Consider the following 21434-nt stretch of genomic DNA (forward strand, 5'->3'; position numbering starts at 1 on the left):
GAGATGGTTAAAGATGCAACCTGCATAAAGGTACGTCACAATATGCGTATGCGCAAGGTGCTAACCAGTGTGATCGCAACGGTGGTCACCATGGCTGTGCTCGTTGTCGGTGTCCTCGGCATCGATTACGGAACCAGCATCTACGCCGAATACCTCCTGTCAGTGAACGTGCGCAACGCAGCAAATCTCGGGTCGGACCCATTTGTCGCCATACTGGCGTTCCCGTTCATCCCGCAGGCGATGCGGGACCACTACACCGAGTTGGAAATCAAGGCCAACGCAGTCGACCACGCCATGGTCGGCAAGGCCTCCCTCGAAGCCACCATGTACTCGATCGACCTGACCTACGCGTCCTGGCTGATCAAGCCCGATGCGAAGCTCCCAGTAGACAGGCTAGAGAGTCGCATCATCATCGATTCGATGCACCTGGGCCAGTATCTAGGCATCAGCGACCTCATGGTCGAGGCACCACACCGGGAAACCAACAACGCCACCGGCGGTACCACCGAGTCTGGGATCTCCAGCGGCCATGGGCTGGTACTTAGCGGCACACCGAAATCGGCCAACTTCGACCACCGGGTCAGCGTCTTGGTGGACCTCTCCATCGCCCCTGAAGATCAGGCTACGCTGGTGTTTACCCCTACAGGCATTGCGACCGGACCCGACACCGCCAACCAACCCGTTCCGGATGACAAACGAAACCCCGTACTACGTGCCTTCAGCGCCAGGATGTCCGACCAGCGGCTTCCATTCGGGGTAGCACCGACCAGCGAGGGAGCGCGTGGCTCGGATGTGATCATCGAAGGCATCACACAGGGAGTAACAATCACCCTCGACGGGTTTAAGCAATCATGATGCGTGCCAGCGACGATGCAGAGCAAAGCGATGACGATGACGTGGGGGCACGTCCTCTACAAGTGGGTGGAAACACCGGGAGAGCAACACTCATGATGACCGCGATTGTAGCGACAATAACGGTGGGCATGCTGACAGCCTTTACCGGACGGTGGCTGACTCGACACTCAGGAAACGTTCACGAAATTTGTTCCGGGCCGGGCCAAGGCACTGGCACAGACACCGCTGACCTCGGCTTGTCGCGTACTGGGCCAACCATCGTACATTTCAGCGCGCCGTGGTGCGGACCGTGCGACCGGGTCCGTCGCGTGGTTTATCAAGTCTGCAAAGACCTGCCCGACGTAGCCCATATCGAGATCGATTTGGACACTAACCCTGCGGCTGTGCGCCGATTTTCGGTGCTTTCGCTGCCCACCACATTGATTTTCGATACCGACGGACAGCAACGATACCGGACGTCGGGAGTCCCCAAGGCCTTTGATCTGCTATCCACACTCGAACCATTGTTGGCTTAATTAGCGTGTCATTGGGTAAGCTGGCTAACGTGTCAACCTGCCTCGAGCCCAGGCTCACCAAGCGTTGCGCAGTCCATCTGTGCCAAATCACGGGTTGTTCCTGTAGCTGCTGAAGTAGCCAAGCTCTTTCGCGCCGCACTCGGAGCCTACCGTGGCCTGTCTCCCACTTTGTCCGTGCAACACGTGCAACAGGAGTACCTAGGAGTAGAACAGTGACGATCAATAACACCACCACCGGAGTAGAGGTCGTCGATGTTCGCGGACCACGATTTGCTGCATGGGTTACGGCCGCAGTTCTGCAGACCGTCCTGATCATTTCGGTGGTCAGTCCGCTGGCGGCCGCGTTACTGTTGGTCCTGCAGGCCGTAGTTTTTGCCACGGGCACTCTCGGCGGCCCGCGCCGGCACCCATACGGACGGGTGTTCGCCGCCCTCGTGGCGCCTCGGCTGGGTCCGGTGAAAGAGCGCGAACCGGTGCCACCGTTAAAGTTCGCCCAACTGCTCGGCTTCGTCTTCGTGGTTTGCGGTGTTACCGGATTCGCCGCCGGCGCTTTCTTGGTGGGAGTCATCGCTACGGCAGCTGCATTAGTGGCCGCTTTCCTCAACGCAGCGTTCGGCATCTGTCTGGGCTGTCAGCTCTACCCGGTTGTGGTGTGGTTTCGACGCACTGCCGCTCCACGTAACCGTAACCCTGGTTGACCACCCCAAGGTAAGTGAAAGGACTCTAACCATGGCACGCTCTGATGTCCTGGTCTCTGCCGACTGGGCCGAGAGCAACCTCGACAGCGCGAACATCGTCTTCGTCGAAGTGGACGAGGACACAAGCACCTACGACGGCGATCACATCGCCGGCGCCATCAAGTTGGATTGGCGTGCGGATTTGCAAGACCCGATCAAGCGCGACTTCATCGACACCCAGCAATTCTCCAAATTGTTGGGTGACCGAGGCATTTCCAATGACAACACCGTGATTCTGTACGGCGGCAACAACAACTGGTTCGCAGCCTATGCGTATTGGTATTTCAAGCTGTACAGGCATGACAAAGTCAAATTGCTTGACGGTGGCCGCAAGAAGTGGGAGCTCGACGGTCGCCCGCTGTCCACCGACACCGTCACCAGGCCGGCGACCTCCTACGCTGCTGCAGCACCGGACAACACTATCCGGGCCTTTCGGGACGAGGTCATAGCATCCATCAAGATCAAAAATCTCGTCGACGTACGTTCCCCCGACGAATTCTCCGGAAAGCTCCTGGCACCTGCGCACCTACCTCAGGAGCAGAGCCAGCGACCCGGCCACATCCCCAGTGCGATAAACATACCTTGGAGCAAGGCGGCCAATGAGGACGGCACCTTCAAATCCGACGAGCAGTTAGCCAAGCTGTATGCCGACGCCGGCCTGGATAGGTTGAAAGAGACAATCGTCTACTGCCGAATCGGTGAACGATCATCACACACCTGGTTCGTGCTGCGCGAGTTACTCGGATATCAAAACGTCAAGAACTACGACGGCAGTTGGACAGAATACGGCTCCCTGGTGGGTGTCCCAATCGAATTGGGAAGCTGACATGTGCTCTGAGCCTAAACAAAGACTGGCGTTGCCCGCCAACGTGAACCTCGAGAAAGAAACGGTGATCACCGGTCGCGTGGTCGATCGCAAAGGGCAAGCCGTGGGTGGGGCGTTCGTCCGCCTGCTGGATTCGTCCAACGAGTTCACGGCCGAAGTGGTCACCTCGGCCACCGGTGACTTCCGGTTTTTCGCCGCGCCGGGGTCCTGGACACTGCGCGCGCTGTCTTCAGTAGGTAATGGCGACGCCATGATGTCACCTTCGGGAACAGGCATCCACAAGGTCGACGTCAAGATCACCTGACCAGCCCAACAGACCTGCCCCGGAAACCACCATCGACCAATAAGACGAATAGAATCGTCCCCGTGGTACTCTTTTTCGAGATCATGCTGGTTGTGGCAGTGGTGGTCATCTCATGGTTCACGCTTTATACGCTGTACCGGCTCGTCACTGACGAGTCGTGACCCGCGCCGGCGACGATGTAGAACGCAGCGATAAGGTGGTGGTCGGCCCCCACAAGTGGGAGGTACCTCCACCCGCTTGCGAGGGAGAGCGGTGCACGTGACCTCCGACGAGGTCCGTGACGGAGCGGGCAGTCCGGCGGACTCCAGCAAGGGCAACAAGTGTACGGCCGCTGGGATGTTTCAAGCGGCCAAGCGATCTACGGTGAGCGCAGCCCGCAACATCCCGGCTTTCGACGACTTGCCAGTTCCCTCCGACACCGCGAATCTACGCGAAGGCGCTAACCTCAATAGCACTTTGCTGGCACTGCTACCGCTGGTCGGTGTGTGGCGCGGTGAAGGGGAGGGTCGTGGACCTAATGGCGACTACCACTTCGGCCAGCAGATCGTGGTCTCGCACGACGGTGGTAACTACCTGAATTGGGAAGCCAGGTCCTGGCGGCTCAACGACGCTGGCGAATACCAGGAAACTAGCTTACGTGAGACGGGTTTCTGGCGTTTTGTCAGCGATCCATATGATCCTACCGAATCTCAGGCGATCGAATTGCTGTTAGCCCATTCGGCTGGTTACGTAGAATTGTTTTACGGGCGGCCACGCAACGCATCATCGTGGGAATTGGTCACTGATGCCCTAGCATGCAGCAAATCCGGCGTGCTCGTCGGCGGCGCCAAACGGCTTTACGGTATCGTCGAAGGTGGCGACCTCGCCTATGTCGAAGAACGAGTGGATGCCGACGGCGGATTGGTGCCAAATTTATCGGCGAGACTGTACCGATTCGCCGGATAGCGGCCTGGCCAGCTAGGAAGAAGACACCTTCACACGATAACGCTGTGTGTACTGTTCGACGTCTGAGCAGCCGATAGTCTAGGAAAAGGGGTCGGCCGAATGCTTCACACGAGGACAACTTTCTATCATGGGCCTTTGCCCCCTACTCCGCAATGAGCGGAGCACGCATTGAACACGAGGACTGGGGTCGCTACTACCGGCACAACAGCTGAAAGTATGGTCCTATCCGCTACAATGCCCCCGAATCCATGACAAGCTGGTGACTGGATCTTGGTCGGAAAGTTAAGCCGGATCTTGTCGAGGCCGCAGTACACAGTTTGGCAGCTAGCCTGTGGAGCCTGCGCCAACTCAGCTTTCGGCCACGTTCACTGTGGCAATCCTTCACTCGAGTCGGGACGCTAACCGAATAGCGGCGACAGACACCCCGTGGACCTGGCGATCAAACTCCGTACACACGATGCGGACCGACGCCGGAGACTGTACGGTTCAGGACGACGGCAAGATATGGTCAGTGCGCGACGACCTCTTCCGCGACACCTAACTACAAAGTAGGCCAGCGACAGCCAGTGGTGCCGGAACGAACCCAGTGCAGGCCGGGGAGACCGTCAGGCCACTTACCGCAGCGGACAGAGACTGAGTGGCACGGGGTCCACAACAACGAACAATGGTCCGTTCCCAGCGACGAGTGCGCACGTCGCTACGTCGAATTCCTGCCACACGCTAAACCACATTGAGAGGTAATGGATCCAACTCTGTGATTAGCTGATGACCTGCTCGCGGAATCGGGCATGGCAATTGCCGAAGCCATTTACTGCGCGGAGTACCATGCCCAGCATCAAATCACGTATTCGCCGTGCTTGCTGCGCCTTGTTTAGGAGAGTGTTATGGCGCTGTTTATCAGCTACTCGAATTCACGACAGGTCAACAGTGGAGGACCGCACACCACTACTTCGGCGGAGCCAACAACAGGCTTGGTGCGACCACGAGCTCACCGGTGACGACGTCTTATTCTGATGGAGTATACTCCGCGCGCAGATCCTAATCCAACGACGTGTTCATCGTCGCGCTGTCAAGTAATTGGCTACAATACAAGCCCAGTCAGACTGGCTACAATCTACACAAGCTTTGAAGCGGCCACTCTCCCTTCCCGTTCGGATTGGTTCGGTTGACAACATGCGCGTGAATCCCCTTACCACGTTGCAGATCATCAACTACGCCAACCCCACCGTTGACGCCGGCATTCAAGATTCAACAAGATTCAATTAGTGACCGCGGTGCACGCGCTACGTGCCACCCCCGTGCCGTTACCGGACCAGCTGTCCGACGAGCCGCCGGTGCCTTTTGCTACAAAAACGCGGTTGGGTAACACTCTGGCGGAAAAAGGACTCAACCCTCAGCAACAGATTTAACTGCTGGTCGAACTCACGATCGGACTTGTCGAGGACGGCTATGACCCCAGCGTTCGAAGCGATATCGGCCAACTCCTGCGCATACTGCGGTTTCGACACGACGTGACCTATCGCACCCGAACCAAGATCGACCACGTGTTGGCGTCCATCGAGTCAGCCGAACTGTCCGATGCCAAGGGACAACCACAGGCCACTCAGACTTCCGACAACAAGCCCACGAGCCCTACGCAGCTTGGCGGGAGCACCCCGGGTGTTAGCCGACCCGGTGCATCGGCCTCCTCACGTACCGACTGCCAGTGGCAACTGGTACCGCGTCCAACAAGCGGTTGATGACTATCGGCGTCGCGAGCCTAGCCGCCATCGTTGCAATCATGGTGGTGGTTGTGCTCGTTCACCCAAGCATCGCCCCAAGAGGCCGTCGACGTTCGGTCAGCACATACTACAACAGCGCCGGCTCCTGGCCGCCTGGAATCGTTTCTTATTCCAACAGACGTCGTCGCCGTTACACAAGCATCGCATCGATGGAAATCATGAACCAGACCCAGTAGCTGGGCGCAACCGCCGGAACCTTGTCAAACCTGGAGTGCCTCGACGCGTTCGAACCTACCATCTAAGCACGTGTCTATGCTAGCAGCAACAACAAGGCAGTACGCAGCCAGCAGTTGCACGCTGCGGGACAACACCCTACGGGTCTACGAGGCCGCGGCTTGCTCCGGCCAAACCCCGATGCCGGCCACCGAACAAGGCAAAGGACTTTCACTGGACGTTCAGTGACCTCACTAGAGACGCCCCTCACAATTACTCAGGTCCACATGCCCGGCAGTCCCACTCGGCCCTCCTGCCAACGCGTGCTTAATGCGGTGTTCGATGTCGAGACCTGCGCTGTGAATGTTACCAACCAATACAGTCAGACAGCTCAAAAGATGGCCATCAACGTCAAACAATAGCGCATCTCTCGCCTTACGAATCCATGAAATAAATAGAGCGGTCTCTTAGCGTAACTACTGGTTGGACAAGACCGGAAGCTCGGGGGCGACTGACTGCGGGGCATTCGCCAGCGCGCCGATGCCAGCTCTTCGCAAGCTAATGCAGCCAGCGCATATATCCATGAAGCTATCAATTTCGCGGGCTACCTAACTTCCTAGCTTACGGCCGACCGTACCCGCACACCGGGGTTCTACTCACAAGAGAATTTGACCGCCTAAGCGGTGGCTAGACGATAGCGCTGTCGATCAGTTCGACGAATGCTGCAGCCATCGGTGAGCACGGCAGTCGTCGGCCGTCAAGTGTGTATCCTCAGGCAATCAAGGTCATGCTTGATATCAACCAGATCCCCGTGATTCATGGAGGTCGGCGATCTGTAACGTTCGATAGTCACAGTCGTACCACTCGGCGCGGACCAGCTCGAAGAGGAGCTGTTTGAGTAGTACGCCGGACGATGGGATACCACCCCGGCTTCAGCAGGCAAAAATTACCGTCCGTCCTGCCTGCAACACTCGTGGCTAGCACCACCGTCGAGTGCGGCCTTTCAGGACGTAGTCCATTCGAGCTGACGAAAATAACGTCACCAGCATACCGTCGAGCGACGTGCGCGCAGAGCAGCCATATTCTGCTGCGTACGACAGTGTTTAGCACTGACCAGCAACCAAAGCGTTGCGGCGGCGCCAGTGGCGGGCAACCCACGATCCAATGTGACCGCCACCCCCCGGCGCGCCGCAACGCCTCCACCCGCGACCAAACAGAGGGTTAACCACTACGTAGGTCGTCAGCGCAGAGCCGATCTCCTGGCTGCGTGGCTGTAGATCAATCACAGCGCACCTTCATAAATAAAATAATACAAAATAATACAATAGTCACAATCCATCGTTGCGCGGCCACGTCGATCGCATGCCGCCAGTGCGGCAAGTCCAGCTCGGGTAGGTCCATCAAGTGAGCCGCTACAGATGCGGCTCGACCAGACAAGCCAGGCCGTCGCGGAACATACAGCGTCTCAAAGACGCCCGTAACCGCACACTACGGCGAGTTCGTCGGCGTGCAACAGCAACGTTCCCGGCGTATGGATCTCGCCGTCCAACGCGACTATCACACCCGACGTGAAACAAAAATAACATTAATAAAATGAAATAATTAATTTTGGAGTCTAAATGGCCCGCACCGCGCACGTGCGGCGAACTGCAAGTGCGTCAACCACAACGGGTAGCTAGCCTTCACGCTCGTCGGCCAGCCTGTACATTTGAAGCGTGAACCGCGCCGACGACGATGCAAAGCGAAGCGATGAGGTGGGGGTACTTCCCGCTTGCGGGGGAGAGCGACGCACGTGAACGCAGTCCTCGCACCCGATCCCGGACCCGACGCGGGCGCTATCTGGCACTTCGGCGATCCGCTGGGCGAACAACGGTCGGCTGAAACCGATGCTGTGCTAGTGGACCGCTCACACCGAGCGACGCTCACGTTGATAGGCAGTGACCGGCAAACCTGGCTGCATAGCATATCCACCCAGCATGTAAGTGCACTCCCCGATGGTGCTAGCACGCAGAATCTCAGCCTTGACAGTCAAGGCCGGGTTGAGGACCACTGGATACAGACTGAACTGGGGGGTACCACTTATCTCGATACCGAACCCTGGCGGGGTGAGCCGCTGCTGGAGTACCTGCGCAAGATGGTGTTCTGGTCCGAGGTAACCCCGGGCAGCGCCGACATGGCCATGCTGTCACTTCTGGGTCCACGACTGACTGAGCAAGCGGTGCACAATGCGCTTTATCTGGATGCGCTGCCCGACGAGTCGACGGCGGTTCCGCTGACCGCTGGGAGCTTCGTGCGCCGGATACCCGGCGCCCCTGCAGGCCAGATCGAACTGGACCTACTGGTACCGCGTCGTGAGTCGGCCGACTGGCAGAGCCGTTTGGCGGGGGTGGGCGTCCGGTCCGCCGGGATGTGGGCCTATGAAGCCCACCGCGTAGCAGCGCTCCGCCCACGGCTCGGCGTCGACACCGATCAGCGTACCATACCGCACGAAGTGGGTTGGATCGGTGGTCCCGGCGAAGGTGCCGTGCATCTGGACAAAGGCTGCTATCGCGGCCAAGAGACCGTCGCACGGGTGCAAAACTTGGGCAAACCGCCTCGGATGCTGGTGTTGTTACATCTCGACGGCTCGGTGGAACGGACCTCGACGGGCGATGCGGTGCTGGCCAACAGTGGCGCCGTCGGACGACTCGGAACCGTAGTCGAGCACGTGGACCTCGGACCGGTGGCGCTGGCGCTGCTGAAACGTGGGCTGCCGACCGACACCGAACTGACTATCGAACTGGAAGGCCCGCAAGACGGGTCAGTCGCAGCGGTGATCGATCCCGACTCATTGCCAGCAGCCGACGAGATTGGCGTGGGACGGCTGGCCATCGAGCGGTTACGCGGACGATGAGTTCAAGACTACACTTGGAGTCGTCCGCCACAACGCGGGGAGGGGACGGCAACGCCCTGCCGCAAGGCACGGTAAACTGTCGGCAGGACAATAATAACGACACCAAGTGATCGGAGCCGTCTACTTGCTAGACCGTTCCGTTATTTCGCGACGCGAGGGGGTTCCCCCATGGGCCGAGGACGTGCTAAGGCGAAGCAGACCAAGGTTGCTCGAGAACTTAAATACAGCTCCCCGCAGACCGACTTCCAGCGGCTTCAGCGCGAGCTATCAAGTACAGGTGCCGCCGATCCCGGCCAGCTGGACGGAGACGACCGGGTGAGTGAAGACTCATGGGATGAGGACGCCTGGCGCCGCTAGCACTCCCAACTCTGTCGTGCCGATGTATTCCGCATCGGCACGGTGTTAGTGTTAGTTTTAGTGTTACTGTTCGTTTCAGTTAAGCGCAGTTCATTAGAATCTCGGGTGTTGTCCGACCAGTTTTGCCCGTGGGCCTACTTTGCTGCCTTTGCAGACAGTGCCCAGCACCCAGCAGTCCAAGTGACGTGCGGTCAATATCGCCAAAGCACGGTCAGTATCTTCAGGCGCGACCACGGCGATCATGCCGACGCCCATGTTGAACGTCTTTTCCATCTCTTCACGCGCGACCCTGCCACGCTGGGCTATCATGGCGAACACCGGTGCAGGTGTCCACGTGCCGCGGTCAACTTCGGCGACCAATCCGTGTGGGATAACGCGTTGAAGATTGCCGGCCAGCCCGCCGCCGGTAACGTGACAGAAGGTACGGACGTGAGTTTCGGCCGCCAATGCCAGACAGTCCTTGGCGTAGATGCGGGTGGGCTCCAATAGCTCTTCGCCCAGGGTGCGACCGAACTCCTCCACATAACCGGCCAGGTTCATCCGATCGATCTCGAGTAGGACCGAGCGAGCCAGCGAGTATCCGTTGGAATGGAGACCCGAAGACCTCAGCGCGATGATTACGTCACCGGGTTTGACACGATCTGGCCCCAGGGTATCGTCGGCTTCCACAACACCGACGCCGGTCGCCGCGATGTCGTAGTGGTCGACTTCCATCAGACCAGGGTGTTCTGCGGTCTCACCACCCAGTAACGCACAGCCCGCGAGCATGCACCCCTCGGCAATACCGTCGACGATCGCGCTCAGTCGTTCCGGCACCGTTCGGCCGACAGCAATGTAGTCCTGCAAAAACAGTGGCTCAGCGCCACAGACCACCAGGTCGTCGACCACCATCGCCACCAGGTCCAAGCCAACGGTGTCGTGCTTATCCATCGCCTGAGCGACTGCCAGCTTGGTACCAACACCGTCGGTGGAAGCCGCTAACACCGGTTCGCGGTAGCCGCTGCGTAGAGCGAACAACCCAGCGAATCCTCCTAGACCTCCAAGCACCTCGGTTCTGATGGCCTTAACTGCCATCGGCTTGAACAACTCGACCGAGCGGTCACCGGCTTCAATGTCCACCCCTGTCGACGCATAGGTGATGCCATGATTGCCCAGCTGGCCTCCGGGGCTTTTTCCGGGATCCATCATCGCGATAAAGGCTACCGGTCGTCACTCACAGTCGGAATCAGGTACTACATTTGAACGGTTGCCCACCAAGCACCCCGTGCTGCCGGGACTCACATCGTGTCAACGCCAAACGCAATTTTCGTCCGCATCGACTGGGACCTGATCAGCAGCAAGATCGCGTAGCCCGGCTCCACGCGCCGCATTGGCAAGCATGTGCTCGATGACATTTTTGCCTAACATGGCTTCACTGGGCAGCTCGATCGGATACCTACCGTCAAAGCAAGCGTAACACAGCCGCGAAGCGGGCTGCTCGGAAGCCGCAATCATGCCCCGCAGCGAGATGTAGCCCAGTGTGTCGGCACCGATGCCCTGCCGTACCGCCTCGAGCATCTCCTCCTCGTCTGCGACGACGTTAGCGATCAATTCGGCCGGCGATGGGAAGTCGATGCCGTAAAAACAGGGCCACTTCACCGGTGGTGAAGCGATGCGCACGTGCAGCTCGACGGCACCGGCCTCGCGCAGCATCCGCACCAGAGCGCGTTGGGTGTTCCCCCGCACAACCGAGTCGTCGACAACAATCAGCCGCTTGCCGCGGATTACCTCTTTAAGCGGATTGAGCTTCAGCCGGATGCCCAGTTGACGGATGGTTTGCGACGGTTGGATGAATGTGCGTCCAACATATGCATTCTTCATCAGACCCTGCCCGTAAGAGATGCCGGATTCCTGCGCGTATCCCACTGCGGCGGGAGTGCCTGATTCGGGCACACCGATCACCAAGTCGGCCTCGACCGGGCATTCGCGGGCAAGTCGACGACCGATCTCCACCCGAGTGCCGTGCACCGACCGTCCGGCCAGCGTGCTGTCGGGCCGTGCCAGGTAAACGTACTCAAAAACACAACCCTTGGGCGTAGGGTTGGCGAAACGAGTGGACCGTACTCCGTCGGCGTCGATCGCCAGCAATTCGCCCGGCTCGATGTCGCGGACAAACGAGGCGCCGACAATGTCGAGCCCCGCCGTTTCAGAAGCCACCACCCAGCCGCGATCCAGTCGTCCGAGCGACAGCGGCCGTACTCCATACGGGTCCCGGCAGGCATAGAGGGTGTTTTCGTCCATGAATGTCAGGCAGAACGCACCCCGCACGGTCGGCAGCAGTTCCAGCGCAGCCTGTTCCAGGGTCGAGTCGGCCGCACCGTGGGCTAACAGCGCGCCCAGGATGTCGGAGTCCGTTGTCGCTGGGGCCGGGCAGCGTTTTGCTATCAACCCCGCGTCGCGGGCACGTGCGGCAAGCTCGGCAGTGTTGACCAGGTTTCCGTTGTGCCCCAACGCAACCCCGGATCCGGCAGCGATGTTGCGGAAAACAGGCTGGGCATTTTCCCAGGTGGTGTCGCCGGTGGTGGAGTAGCGGCAATGACCGATGGCAACGTGACCCTCCATCGCCGCCAATGTCTGCTCGTCGAACACTTGACTAACTAAGCCAAGGTCTTTGAAGACCAACACCTGCGATCCATCAGCGACAGCGATCCCCGCAGCTTCCTGGCCGCGATGCTGCAACGCGTATAGACCGAAATAAGTGAGTTTGGCGACTAGTTCACCCGGAGCCCAGACCCCGAACACACCGCACTCTTCGCGGGGCGAGCTGAAATCCCGCCCGGGTTGCTGGACGGTCACGATTGGGCAGCTCCCTAGGGCGCAGTTGGTGACGCAACGGAGTCTACGGCCAGCACGGCCCAGTCGACGAATCTGTGGCACGTGTTTAGGTGCCCGGACACCTACCCCGACAGCCAAACACACAGTTTAGCCAACTACGTACAGCGTAGATTGATTAATGGCATCCACACCTCGATGTCACCGGCACGCGAGCCAGACATACGCAGCGCACCGGTCGCCACCGCCTCCACTAGCTGCATCAGCCCGGTCGCAACCAGCAGCCACGTCCGCGAATCAGTCTCGACGACATTGGGTGGCGTCCCACGAGTGTGGCTGGGTCCAGAAACACACTGCACCGCCACGTACGGCGGGATCCGGACCTCGACGCTGGCCCCGGGGGCCAGCGTCGCCAGGGTGCGCACAGTAAGCCGAACCGCCGTAGCCACAGCGTCCCGGTCGGGCGCCGGCAAGGTTCTGTCCTTCAGCCAGTCCGCAAGCGCAAGGACGGCTTGCCGAGTCTTTGCCGGATCGGCTCTATCACAAACGGCCATAGCCTAGAGTCTCAGCATCATGGATGCGTCGTTGTTTGGGGTCGCACCCAATCCATACAAGGGCATCGGCCTAGTGTCACTAAAATGATAGCATTTATCGTGCTGAGCGTACATTTATTTGCGACTTCGTGAGGATGTGACGCTGAAGACGCAGTTGACGGCAGTGGATTCACGGGCGAGTTTGATGATAGCTCCAGATTCATACAGTCACCTACCACAAGGCCGAGATCGGCCGGGTGACCAGCATCTCCGAGAGAGAACCAGACGGTACCTGGCGACCAAATTCATGCTGGAGATGGATCCTAAGAACCTCGGGCTAATCCCAGGGAACCTCGTGGTCAACATCAAGGTAGCCACCGTGTTCGGTGGTAAGTACGTTTCGTTCACGTCGCCGCAGTCCGCACCGCTGCTACCCATCACTCCACCCCAAGTGATTGACGCGACGTCGACCACCACGGAGATCAATTAGGTTGTTCGATACGTCAACGGAAATCATCGAGAAGGTTGATCCGGTCAAGCTGAACCTGACACTGAACGCAGCCGCCGAAGCACCGAGCAGGCTGGGCGACAAGGTCGGTGCCACACTCATCGACGGCAACGTGCTCCTCGATGACGTGAACCTCCAGCTACCCCAAAACCAGGCTAAAAAAACAACGGCTGGCGGAACTGGGTGACCATTTACCCCAACGCCGCACCGGACGTGTGGGTTGCTATTAGCCAGGCAATGACCACGGCGCACACCATCAACCACCAGCAACGCTATCTGGATGACGTGCTGTTAGCGGCTACCGGATTCGGCAACATGGGCGGAATAGATATTCGAACAGAGCGAGTCATACCTGGCGCGTGGTACCCTCGATCTGGGCATCTTCAGCCAGCTGCCTAACATGGTATGGTCCCGAAATTTTTGCACCATTCGCAATTTCGCCGAAGTCGCGCCCAAGCGTGCACAACACGCTCGACAATAACAGCTACGCGCTGGGAGCCAACGCTTCGGGCGCCAGTGCCGGGTCGCTTAACCCGTACACCTCTCTGGAGAACCTGCCCCGAACCAACGCCCGGGGGTGGCTCCAGTAGCAAACCGAGCTGTTGGCAAACGGATCACCCGTGAACCCTGGCATGCCCCTGCTCGTGCCGTACACCGGCGTGAACTTAGCCCCATACAACACACTTCGAGCCCGGTTCACCGCTAGCGGTCGAATACGTGTAGGTCCGCCCATTGGGTGACAAACACCATCAACCCGTGAAAATTTCTATGCTGCGGCGAATTCAACCGTAACAAGCCAATAACGCCTGAATCTGGACGCCCCCGAAAGACCCAGACCATGGGCCCTGGCGTACATCAACCCACTGCCACGACAGTCCCGCATACCCCTGCGCTAGACTGAGGATAGTGAAGCGAGAATTCTTCCACTCGAAACTAAATTTGATATGGCATAGTTGTAACCGAACGGTTGCCCGCAGGTAACTAAGCCTTGCTGTTTTGCAAGAGATATCGACCAGCCGGCACCATATAGATTGCGAGACCCCGTTGCCTGCGTATCCCCAGAATACCTAGTCCTGCGCCGATGTGTGGTCTGTGAGATTCCCTCGGTGCCGTGGTTAGACTATTTCACTAAGGCGGTGTTTCGATGAGCAAGATTGTTTCATGCGAAGACGATCGGCCCGTGCGGCGCACCCTTGAACCCATCATTGTTACCCGGCAGGGAAAGGTTGCCCGGCTCGAGTCCAGTTTGACCCCGCACGAAGCACAGATCGAAGATTTGATCTTTCTGCGAAAGGCGTTGAACCGGGCTGATATTCCTTTCCTATTTATCCGCAACCACAAAAACCGGCCCGTTCTTGCCATCAACATCAAACTGCGCCCCGCGGTCGAACGCGCGCTCGTCACCGCGTGTGCCAGCGAACCTATGTACGCCAAAACAATAGACGAACGCGGGCTTTCTCCCGTGCTAGTGGCCAAAGGTCAATTATCGCAGTCGATCGATCCACGCATCGTGCGGTTGTATCGACGAAGGATTGCACCGGGAGGATTTCGGTTCGGTTCGAGGTTCGGTGTCGAACTGCAGTTCTGGTCCTTCGAGGAGACCCTGATCCGCTGCCCGGTGGAAAACTCCCTGACCCGCAAAGTGCTACCACGCAAAGAAGTAACACCGGCTACCATCAAGCTCTACGGGTACAAATGGCATACCATTGAGGGGATGTTCACCCCGCACGCGAGTGACGTCACGTTTGACATCGATCTGGTGTTCTCGTGGGTCGACGGTAGTGATCCAGAATTTCGAGCACGTCGGGCAGCCGAAATGTCGCACCACGTAGTAGGTGAAGGCGACGACGCCGACGCGCGGATCCGACAGATCGACGAGTTGAAATACGCCTTGCGGTCGGTGAACATGTTTGCTCCATGGATCCGGCGCATCTTCATCGCGACAGATTCGATCCCGCCGTCATGGTTAGCCGATCACCCAATGATCACAATTGTCCCCGCGGAGGACCATTTTTCAGATAGGTCGGCATTGCCAACCTACAACTCACACGCGGTGGAAAGCCAGCTACACCGGATACCCGACCTCAGCGAGCATTTCCTGTACTCCAATGACGACATGTTTTTCGGTCGCCCACTCAAAGCAAGCATGTTCTTCTCCCCGGGCGGAGTGACCAGGTTCATCGAAGCCAAGACCCGTATAGGATTAGGCACTAACGATCCAACGCGCAGTGGCTTCGAGAATGCGGCCCGGGTTAACCGCCAACTCCTCTTACGGCGATTTGGACAACTGATTACGCGTCATCTAGAACACACCACGGTTCCGCTACGCAAGAGCGTGCTGTTCGAGATGGAACAAGAATTCCCGGAAGAATTCGCTCGGACCCAGGAAAGTGTGTTCCGGTCCGGAACAGATATATCTGTTACCAATTCGCTCTACCATTACTACGCGCTGATAACTGGACGCGCTGTCCAACAAGAAAAAGCCAAAGTTCTGTACGTGGACACCACTTCGTACACAGGCCTCAACTTACTTCCCGAACTGCGGAAACGTCGCAACTACGACTTTTTCTGCCTCAACGACGGTAGTTTCCCCGAAGTCCCCGCAACGGAGCGTGCCGAACGGGTCGTCAGTTTTCTGGAACGCTACTTTCCAATACCGGCACCCTGGGAAAAGGTCGCCACGGACTTCAATCGCCAAGACTTTGCGTCACCGACGGTGTCAGCACCATTGGAGGATGGGCAAACAGCGAATCCCGCCCAGACGGCTCGATAAACAGCCCGCTTTCGGCGATATCGCGTCGCGCCTGCGCAGGAGAAACAAAGGTGCCCACCATGTTTCCGATCCCAAGTGGAATAACAGAGTGCACCACTGTATCTTGGTAGACGTGCACAAGATTGCAGCCCTGAGCACCATCTCGACCGCGCGCTCCGCCGGCGACAACTGTTAGATCTTGAGTGTAGCAGGTCGCCGAGGCGACTGATACCGGAATTCCGACGAAGGTGGCATTCGTCGAGTAATGCAGGTGACCGGCCAAAATGGCACGAATATCGCTACCCTTGAGCACCCGCCCAAGCGAAGCCTGGTCGCGTAGTTCCACCGTTACGGCCATGTCTAAGACACTTGGAATCGGCGGATGGTGTAAGGCCAGGATGGTGCCATCCGGTGCTGAGGTTGTCAACTCGTCGGCAAGCCAATCTAATTGCGATGCACTGATTTCTCCGTAATGACGTCCCGGCACCGACGTATCCAAGGTGATGACCCGTAGTCCGTCGACCCTGCGTACGCCATCCAACGGCGCCATGGAGGGCGCCTCATCCAGCAACAACGTGCGTAATGCTACCCGGTTATCATGGTTGCCCATCACCCAGAAGAGTTCGGCATCCAGCTCGGTAGCGAACGACTCAACCAAGCATCGAAGCTTTCGGTATGCCTCTGGCTCGCCCCGATCGGCCAAATCGCCGGTAAAGATGATTGCGTCGGGACGCAGTTGGGAGTGCTTTAACTGCTCGAGCAGTTCGCCGAGCCGGCTGTCGGCGTCGACCGCCCCGTAGAGAGAGCCGTCCGAAATAAGATGCGTGTCGCTGATGTGCAGAAGAACATAATCCGGCCGCGGATGCTCCGCGGCCCTGAGTCTATGCACCGAAGGTGCCAACCCCTTCCATGATTAATTGGCTTTACATAAATGTAACATTCAGTGTAGCTTGCTCCGACAAGCAACTACGGGCACTTGAAGCCGTTCCACCACGCTAACCTCAATTTTTCGCGGCCCAACTTATCCGAAAAATCGCGGCAGCACCGCCTCGAACGTCATACGCAGTTCTGCCAGGGACACGGTGAATTGACCCCGAACCTCTATCGAGTCCGAACCCTGATCGACCACACCGATACGCATAGCTGGCAAACCTCGCGCCTCGCACATCGACCGAAACCGGCTCTCTTCGGGGCGTGGCACAGCTACCAGCACCCGACCTGCTGATTCGGAAAAGAGCATCACGAACGGATCAGCATCTTCGGGAAGCGCTATACGGCAACCAGTTTCACCCGCCAACGCCGATTCCACGATAGCCTGGGCGAGGCCGCCTTCGGACAGGTCATGAGCTGCCGATACCAGCTCGTCGCGCGACGCCGAACTCAGCACCTCGGCCAGCAGCTTCTCACGCGCCAAGTCCACCATGGGCGGCAGCCCACCCAGGTGGCCAGCCATCACTTGCGCCCAGACGGACCCGTCGAACTCGTCATAGGTGTCACCCAGCAACATCAGAATCTCTCCAGGTTCAGTGCCTAAGGACGTGTGGATACGTCTAGCCACGTTATCCAGGACGCCGAGCACCCCAACCACCGGCGTGGGCAAGATCGCCACCGCCCCCGTTTGATTGTAAAAGCTGACGTTGCCGCCGGTTACAGGAATCTTCAGGGCCGCACAACCATCAGCCAGCCCCCGCACAGCCTGCGCGAACTGCCACATCACTCCTGGATCTTCGGGTGAACCGAAGTTGAGGCAGTTGGTCACCGCGACCGGGGTGGCACCGGTGACAGCCACGTTGCGGTACGCCTCGGCCAGCGCCAGTTGGGCACCGGCATAGGGATCTAGCCGGGTATAGCGTCCAGACGCGTCGGTCGACAACGCAATACCGCGGCCGGTGGACTCGTCGATACGCAGCACGCCAGCGTCGGCATGCTCGGCCAAGACGGTGTTGCCGCGCACATACCGATCATACTGCTCGGTGATGAAAGCCCGGCTGCACAAGTGCGGACTACCCAGCAGTGCAAGCAAAGTCGCACGCAGCTCGTCTCCGCTAACCGGTCGCGGCAATCCTTTCGATGAATCCGCGTTCAAGGCTTCCTGTGATTCGGGGCGGGAGACGGGTCGCTGATACACCGGTCCCTCATGGGCCACGGTGCGCGGTGGCACGTCGACGACTGTCTCGCCGTGCCAGGTGATCCGTAGTCGGTCGCCGTCGGTGACCTCACCAATCACCGTGGCCAGCACCTCCCATTTGCGGCAGACCGCCAAGAAGGCGTCCACGTTCTCCGGTGCAACCACCGCGCACATGCGCTCCTGCGATTCGCTGCAGAACACCTCGGCGGGCGTCATATCCTTCGCGCGGCGCGGGACGGTGTCGAGTTGAATCGCCATTCCGACGTCCCCAGCTGATGCCAACTCCGAAGTGGCACAAGATAATCCTGCACCTCCTAAGTCTTGGATGCCGATCACCAGCCCGCCAGCATACAATTCCAGACAGCACTCGATGAGTACCTTTTCCATAAAGGGGTCACCCACCTGAACCGACGGGAGTTTCTTCCGCGCTCCTTCAGCATCGAAGGTGTCCGACGCCAACACCGAGACCCCGCCGATACCGTCCAGCCCGGTACACGCGCCGAACAGAATGATCTTGTTACCCGCACCCGAGGCAAACGCCAAATGAAGATCCTCCTGGCGTAACACCCCGACACACAACGCATTCACCAGAGGATTGCCGTCGTAGCACGAGTCGAAGACAGTCTCGCCGCCGATGTTGGGCAAGCCCAGCGAGTTGCCGTAGCCGCCAATACCGCGGACCACGCCATCCAGCACGCGGCGGGTATCGAGCGCATCGGCAGCACCGAACCGAAGCTGGTCCATCACAGCGACAGGTCGCGCGCCCATCGCCATGATGTCACGTACGATGCCGCCGACGCCGGTTGCGGCCCCCTGGTACGGCTCGACATAAGAAGGGTGGTTGTGCGATTCTACCTTGAAAGTGACGGCCCAGCCGTCACCGATGTCGACAACACCAGCATTTTCACCGATACCGGCCAGCATTCCGGTACGCATCTCCTCGGTGGTGGTTTCACCGAAGTAACGCAGGTGAACTTTGGAAGACTTGTACGAACAGTGCTCACTCCACATCACCGAATACATCGCCAGCTCGGTGTCCGTAGGTCGCCGACCTAGAATTTCGCGAACTCGCTGGTACTCGTCCTCTCTGAGGCCCAGCTCAGCAAACGGTTGCGGCTGGTCGGGGGTGGTAGCAGCATATTCAACGGTGTCAATCACGCGTGTGAGCCTGCCCAAACCGGATAAGTCACGCAGCTAGTCTAGATTCTCCGTCGCCTTAGCTCGCGTGGGAGACCCGCAACAAAAATCAGGTGGTACTGCCCAGCGTGGTCCAGATAATGGAGCGATATCTCGTCACTGACAACTGTTCGACCTGCGGATGACCACCTAGCGATTACAGTTACGGCTACCTAACGAAGGCTGTGTGAACAGCTGATCGACACCTTCCCGAGGAAGTGCACAACCCTGAACTGATGCCATTTCTCGATCCCTGGACGCAAATGCCTGGCGAGGAGGTGCCTTTCAACACCCTCTCGCACCTCGACAGAAACTGGCCGGGTTCAAACCGGATTGCCGGGCTCTGCCGCTCACCGTTGTCATAGAAGGAAAAGCGGTCGGCATCCAGGACCTAAACACGAAGGACATCCCGATCGTTCACAAAGTATAGTCCGGATCATGATTAAGACTATCCAGCAACACCAAGGCTATATTCTCCGAAATAAATTCTACTGCATTGTATTTCGTGTTTTCCAGGCTCGGCACGCAGATAGTAACCTCAGCGCCATAACGGCTAACAAGACAACAACGTAGCACACGAGGAAGCTCTGGCCGAGCAGCTGCGGTTCCGACTGACCCACGACAATTGGCAGCAGCATTACACCGTCGAAGTGCAAGTGCAGGGCTTCGACGGCTGCCGCCCGCTCTTTGGCCTCTAATTAGTGGCCCGCCGTCGTCTAACGTGCGGCCAGCTGCACGTTAGTGCACGACCCCAACGGGCTACCTTCGCTGGATCGCCGCACTGGAATGTGACCATCTCCACGTTGAGCGCTATATCAGCAGAACCTATGCCTTTAGAACAAATCGGCAGAAAAGAACGCCTGCAGCGCGGCAGAGTAGACAGCCACGTCGTGAGCACCCATCAATTCCCGTGCCGAGTGCATCGCAAGTTGGGCAGCACCGACATCGACGGTGGGAATACCGGTCCGAGCCGAAGCCAGTGGCCCGATCGTCGAACCACACGGCCGGTCGGCGCGGTGCTCGTAACGCTGCAATCTGACCCCGGCTTGCTGGCAGGCCACCTCGAACGCAGCTGCCGTGCGCCCATCGGTGGCATACCGCAGATTCGGGTGCACCTTGAGCACCGGGCCCGCGTTGACCTCAATGAGATGGCTGGGTTCGTGACACTCCGGGTAATTCGGGTGGGTGGCGTGCGCCATATCGGCTGAGACCAACAGCGAAGCGGGCAACCGTCGCAGGTAGTCGTCCCGGCCGCCACCGGCCGCTAGCACGATACGTTCCAAAACAGTGCTCAGCAGGTTTGACCGTGCACCACGGTCTGAGGTCGAACCCACTTCCTCATGGTCAAAGAGCGCCAACACGGGGAGGCAGTCGTGCGGCACCGAGGCCAGTAAAGCCTCCATGCCCGCATAGCAGCTGACCTGGTTATCCAGCCGGGGTGCACTGAGCAGGTTGGCATCGGCACCGATCACCATCGACGGGACCAGATCATGCGTCATCAAGTCGACAGCCAACACGTCGGCCACAGCCACTCCGGTGCGCTCAGCAACGTACTCCAACAACGACCCAGCTTTGTCGCCGACACCCCATACCGCGTTTACATGACGCTGCGGATCCAAGGTGAGCGACTTGCGATCCTCGGCTAAATGGATGGCCAACTGCGGCACCCGCAGAATCGGATCGTCTATCCGAACAAGCCGATCGGTGATCTCGGAACCTTTACCCGCTGAGCGCACCGATAACCGCCCACTGACACCCAGATCGCGATCCAGCCAGGAGTTGAGCCAAGCTCCCCCATAGGGCTGCAATGCGACCACCCGCCAGCCGGCGACCAGCAGGTCCGGATGCTGCTTTACTCGCAAATTCGGGCTGTCGGTATGCGCACCCACTATGCGAAACGGGGCGTGTGCCTTGACGCCCTGACCCGCACTCCAAGCGACCAGAGAGCCAGCGCGGACGATGAAGTATCGGCCCGGATGGTCCGGCCAACGCTCGACCTCACTGAGTTCGGCGTAACCGGCGTCGAGTAGCCGACCGGCCACGGTAGCGCAGACATGAAACGGCGAGGGGGACGCGTTGATGAATTCGCAGAGGTCTGCAGCGCTAGCCGGCATGCCCAACATCATGGCTGTCGGTGACGACGTGGTCGACGCAAGGGTC

Annotated in this window: 19 protein-coding genes and 1 pseudogene; 13 read left to right on the top strand and 7 right to left on the bottom strand. The window is 58.8% G+C overall.

The annotated features are described in order from the left end of the window. Positions 1–42 precede the first annotated feature (42 nt). The 7 genes from lmeA (at position 43) to ML_RS14435 (ending at position 5591) form a co-directional block, all read left to right on the top strand. Entirely contained in the window at positions 43–855 is an 813-nt protein-coding gene (gene lmeA / locus ML_RS11240) for a mannan chain length control protein LmeA (protein WP_041323235.1), read from the top strand. Between the two features lie 95 nt (positions 856–950). Continuing rightward, entirely contained in the window at positions 951–1370 is a 420-nt protein-coding gene (locus ML_RS11245) for a thioredoxin family protein (RefSeq protein ID WP_172591976.1), read from the top strand. Positions 1371–1582: 212 nt separating this feature from the next. Then, positions 1583–2068 (top strand): DUF4395 domain-containing protein, encoded by a 486-nt coding sequence (locus tag ML_RS11250; protein WP_010908759.1) that lies wholly within the window; start codon positions 1583–1585, stop codon positions 2066–2068. A gap of 31 nt (positions 2069–2099) precedes the next feature. Continuing rightward, complete coding sequence (locus tag ML_RS11255; RefSeq protein ID WP_010908760.1) at positions 2100–2933, top strand: sulfurtransferase; 834 nt, start codon at positions 2100–2102, stop codon at positions 2931–2933. A gap of 1 nt (position 2934) precedes the next feature. After that, positions 2935–3237, top strand: a complete 303-nt coding sequence (locus ML_RS11260; RefSeq protein ID WP_010908761.1) for a DUF1416 domain-containing protein — start codon at positions 2935–2937, stop codon at positions 3235–3237. A 258-nt stretch (positions 3238–3495) separates the two neighbouring features. Continuing rightward, a complete protein-coding gene (locus tag ML_RS11265; RefSeq protein ID WP_010908762.1) occupies positions 3496–4182 on the top strand; it encodes a heme-binding beta-barrel domain-containing protein in 687 nt (228 codons plus the stop codon). A gap of 1265 nt (positions 4183–5447) precedes the next feature. After that, the gene (locus tag ML_RS14435; RefSeq protein WP_172591922.1) at positions 5448–5591 is read left to right on the top strand and encodes a hypothetical protein; all 144 of its coding nucleotides are present in this window, start codon (positions 5448–5450) and stop codon (positions 5589–5591) included. A gap of 1212 nt (positions 5592–6803) precedes the next feature. On the opposite strand, the pseudogene ML_RS16650 reads toward ML_RS14435, so the two are convergent. Continuing rightward, positions 6804–7677, bottom strand: a pseudogene (locus ML_RS16650) (aminodeoxychorismate lyase). A gap of 231 nt (positions 7678–7908) precedes the next feature. Between ML_RS16650 and ygfZ the strand changes: the two are divergent. Together ygfZ and ML_RS11280 are read left to right on the top strand one after the other, a co-directional pair. After that, entirely contained in the window at positions 7909–9009 is a 1101-nt protein-coding gene (gene ygfZ / locus ML_RS11275; RefSeq protein ID WP_012634445.1) for a CAF17-like 4Fe-4S cluster assembly/insertion protein YgfZ, read from the top strand. A 168-nt stretch (positions 9010–9177) separates the two neighbouring features. Further along, positions 9178–9366, top strand: a complete 189-nt coding sequence (locus ML_RS11280) for a DUF3073 domain-containing protein (protein WP_010908765.1) — start codon at positions 9178–9180, stop codon at positions 9364–9366. A gap of 93 nt (positions 9367–9459) precedes the next feature. Here ML_RS11280 and purM read toward each other — a convergent pair whose 3' ends face one another. The 3 genes from purM to ML_RS11295 form a co-directional block, all read right to left on the bottom strand. Further along, positions 9460–10554 (bottom strand): phosphoribosylformylglycinamidine cyclo-ligase, encoded by a 1095-nt coding sequence (gene purM / locus ML_RS11285; RefSeq protein ID WP_010908766.1) that lies wholly within the window; start codon positions 10552–10554, stop codon positions 9460–9462. A gap of 99 nt (positions 10555–10653) precedes the next feature. Next, positions 10654–12201 carry an amidophosphoribosyltransferase gene (gene purF / locus ML_RS11290; protein ID WP_041323246.1) on the bottom strand — a complete coding sequence of 516 codons (1548 nt, stop codon included), beginning with the start codon at positions 12199–12201 and terminating at the stop codon, positions 10654–10656. 134 nt (positions 12202–12335) lie between these two features. Beyond that, positions 12336–12731, bottom strand: coding sequence for a sterol carrier family protein (locus ML_RS11295; protein ID WP_010908768.1), 396 nt, complete (start codon positions 12729–12731; stop codon positions 12336–12338). Between the two features lie 286 nt (positions 12732–13017). Between ML_RS11295 and ML_RS16655 the strand changes: the two genes are divergently transcribed. From ML_RS16655 to ML_RS11305, 4 genes are all read left to right on the top strand, one after another. Continuing rightward, positions 13018–13200: an Mce/MlaD family protein gene (locus ML_RS16655; protein ID WP_231846620.1), complete on the top strand. Its 183-nt coding sequence runs from the start codon at positions 13018–13020 to the stop codon at positions 13198–13200. Between the two features lies 1 nt (position 13201). Next, positions 13202–13405 carry an MCE family protein gene (locus ML_RS17570; RefSeq protein WP_269147026.1) on the top strand — a complete coding sequence of 68 codons (204 nt, stop codon included), beginning with the start codon at positions 13202–13204 and terminating at the stop codon, positions 13403–13405. Between the two features lie 50 nt (positions 13406–13455). After that, positions 13456–13617 carry a hypothetical protein gene (locus ML_RS19540; protein ID WP_414085566.1) on the top strand — a complete coding sequence of 54 codons (162 nt, stop codon included), beginning with the start codon at positions 13456–13458 and terminating at the stop codon, positions 13615–13617. Between the two features lie 745 nt (positions 13618–14362). After that, entirely contained in the window at positions 14363–15991 is a 1629-nt protein-coding gene (locus ML_RS11305; protein WP_010908769.1) for a stealth family protein, read from the top strand. Here ML_RS11305 and ML_RS11310 read toward each other — a convergent pair. From ML_RS11310 to ML_RS11320, 3 genes are all read right to left on the bottom strand, one after another. Continuing rightward, positions 15906–16859 (bottom strand): phosphodiesterase, encoded by a 954-nt coding sequence (locus ML_RS11310; protein WP_010908770.1) that lies wholly within the window; start codon positions 16857–16859, stop codon positions 15906–15908. The genes ML_RS11305 and ML_RS11310 overlap by 86 nt on opposite strands. 132 nt (positions 16860–16991) lie before the next feature. Continuing rightward, complete coding sequence (gene purL / locus ML_RS11315) at positions 16992–19256, bottom strand: phosphoribosylformylglycinamidine synthase subunit PurL (RefSeq protein ID WP_010908771.1); 2265 nt, start codon at positions 19254–19256, stop codon at positions 16992–16994. Positions 19257–20107: 851 nt separating this feature from the next. After that, positions 20108–21388, bottom strand: coding sequence for a M18 family aminopeptidase (locus ML_RS11320; RefSeq protein ID WP_162618338.1), 1281 nt, complete (start codon positions 21386–21388; stop codon positions 20108–20110). Positions 21389–21434 lie beyond the last annotated feature (46 nt).

The sequence above is a fragment of the Mycobacterium leprae TN genome, assembly GCF_000195855.1.
Classification (GTDB): domain Bacteria; phylum Actinomycetota; class Actinomycetes; order Mycobacteriales; family Mycobacteriaceae; genus Mycobacterium; species Mycobacterium leprae.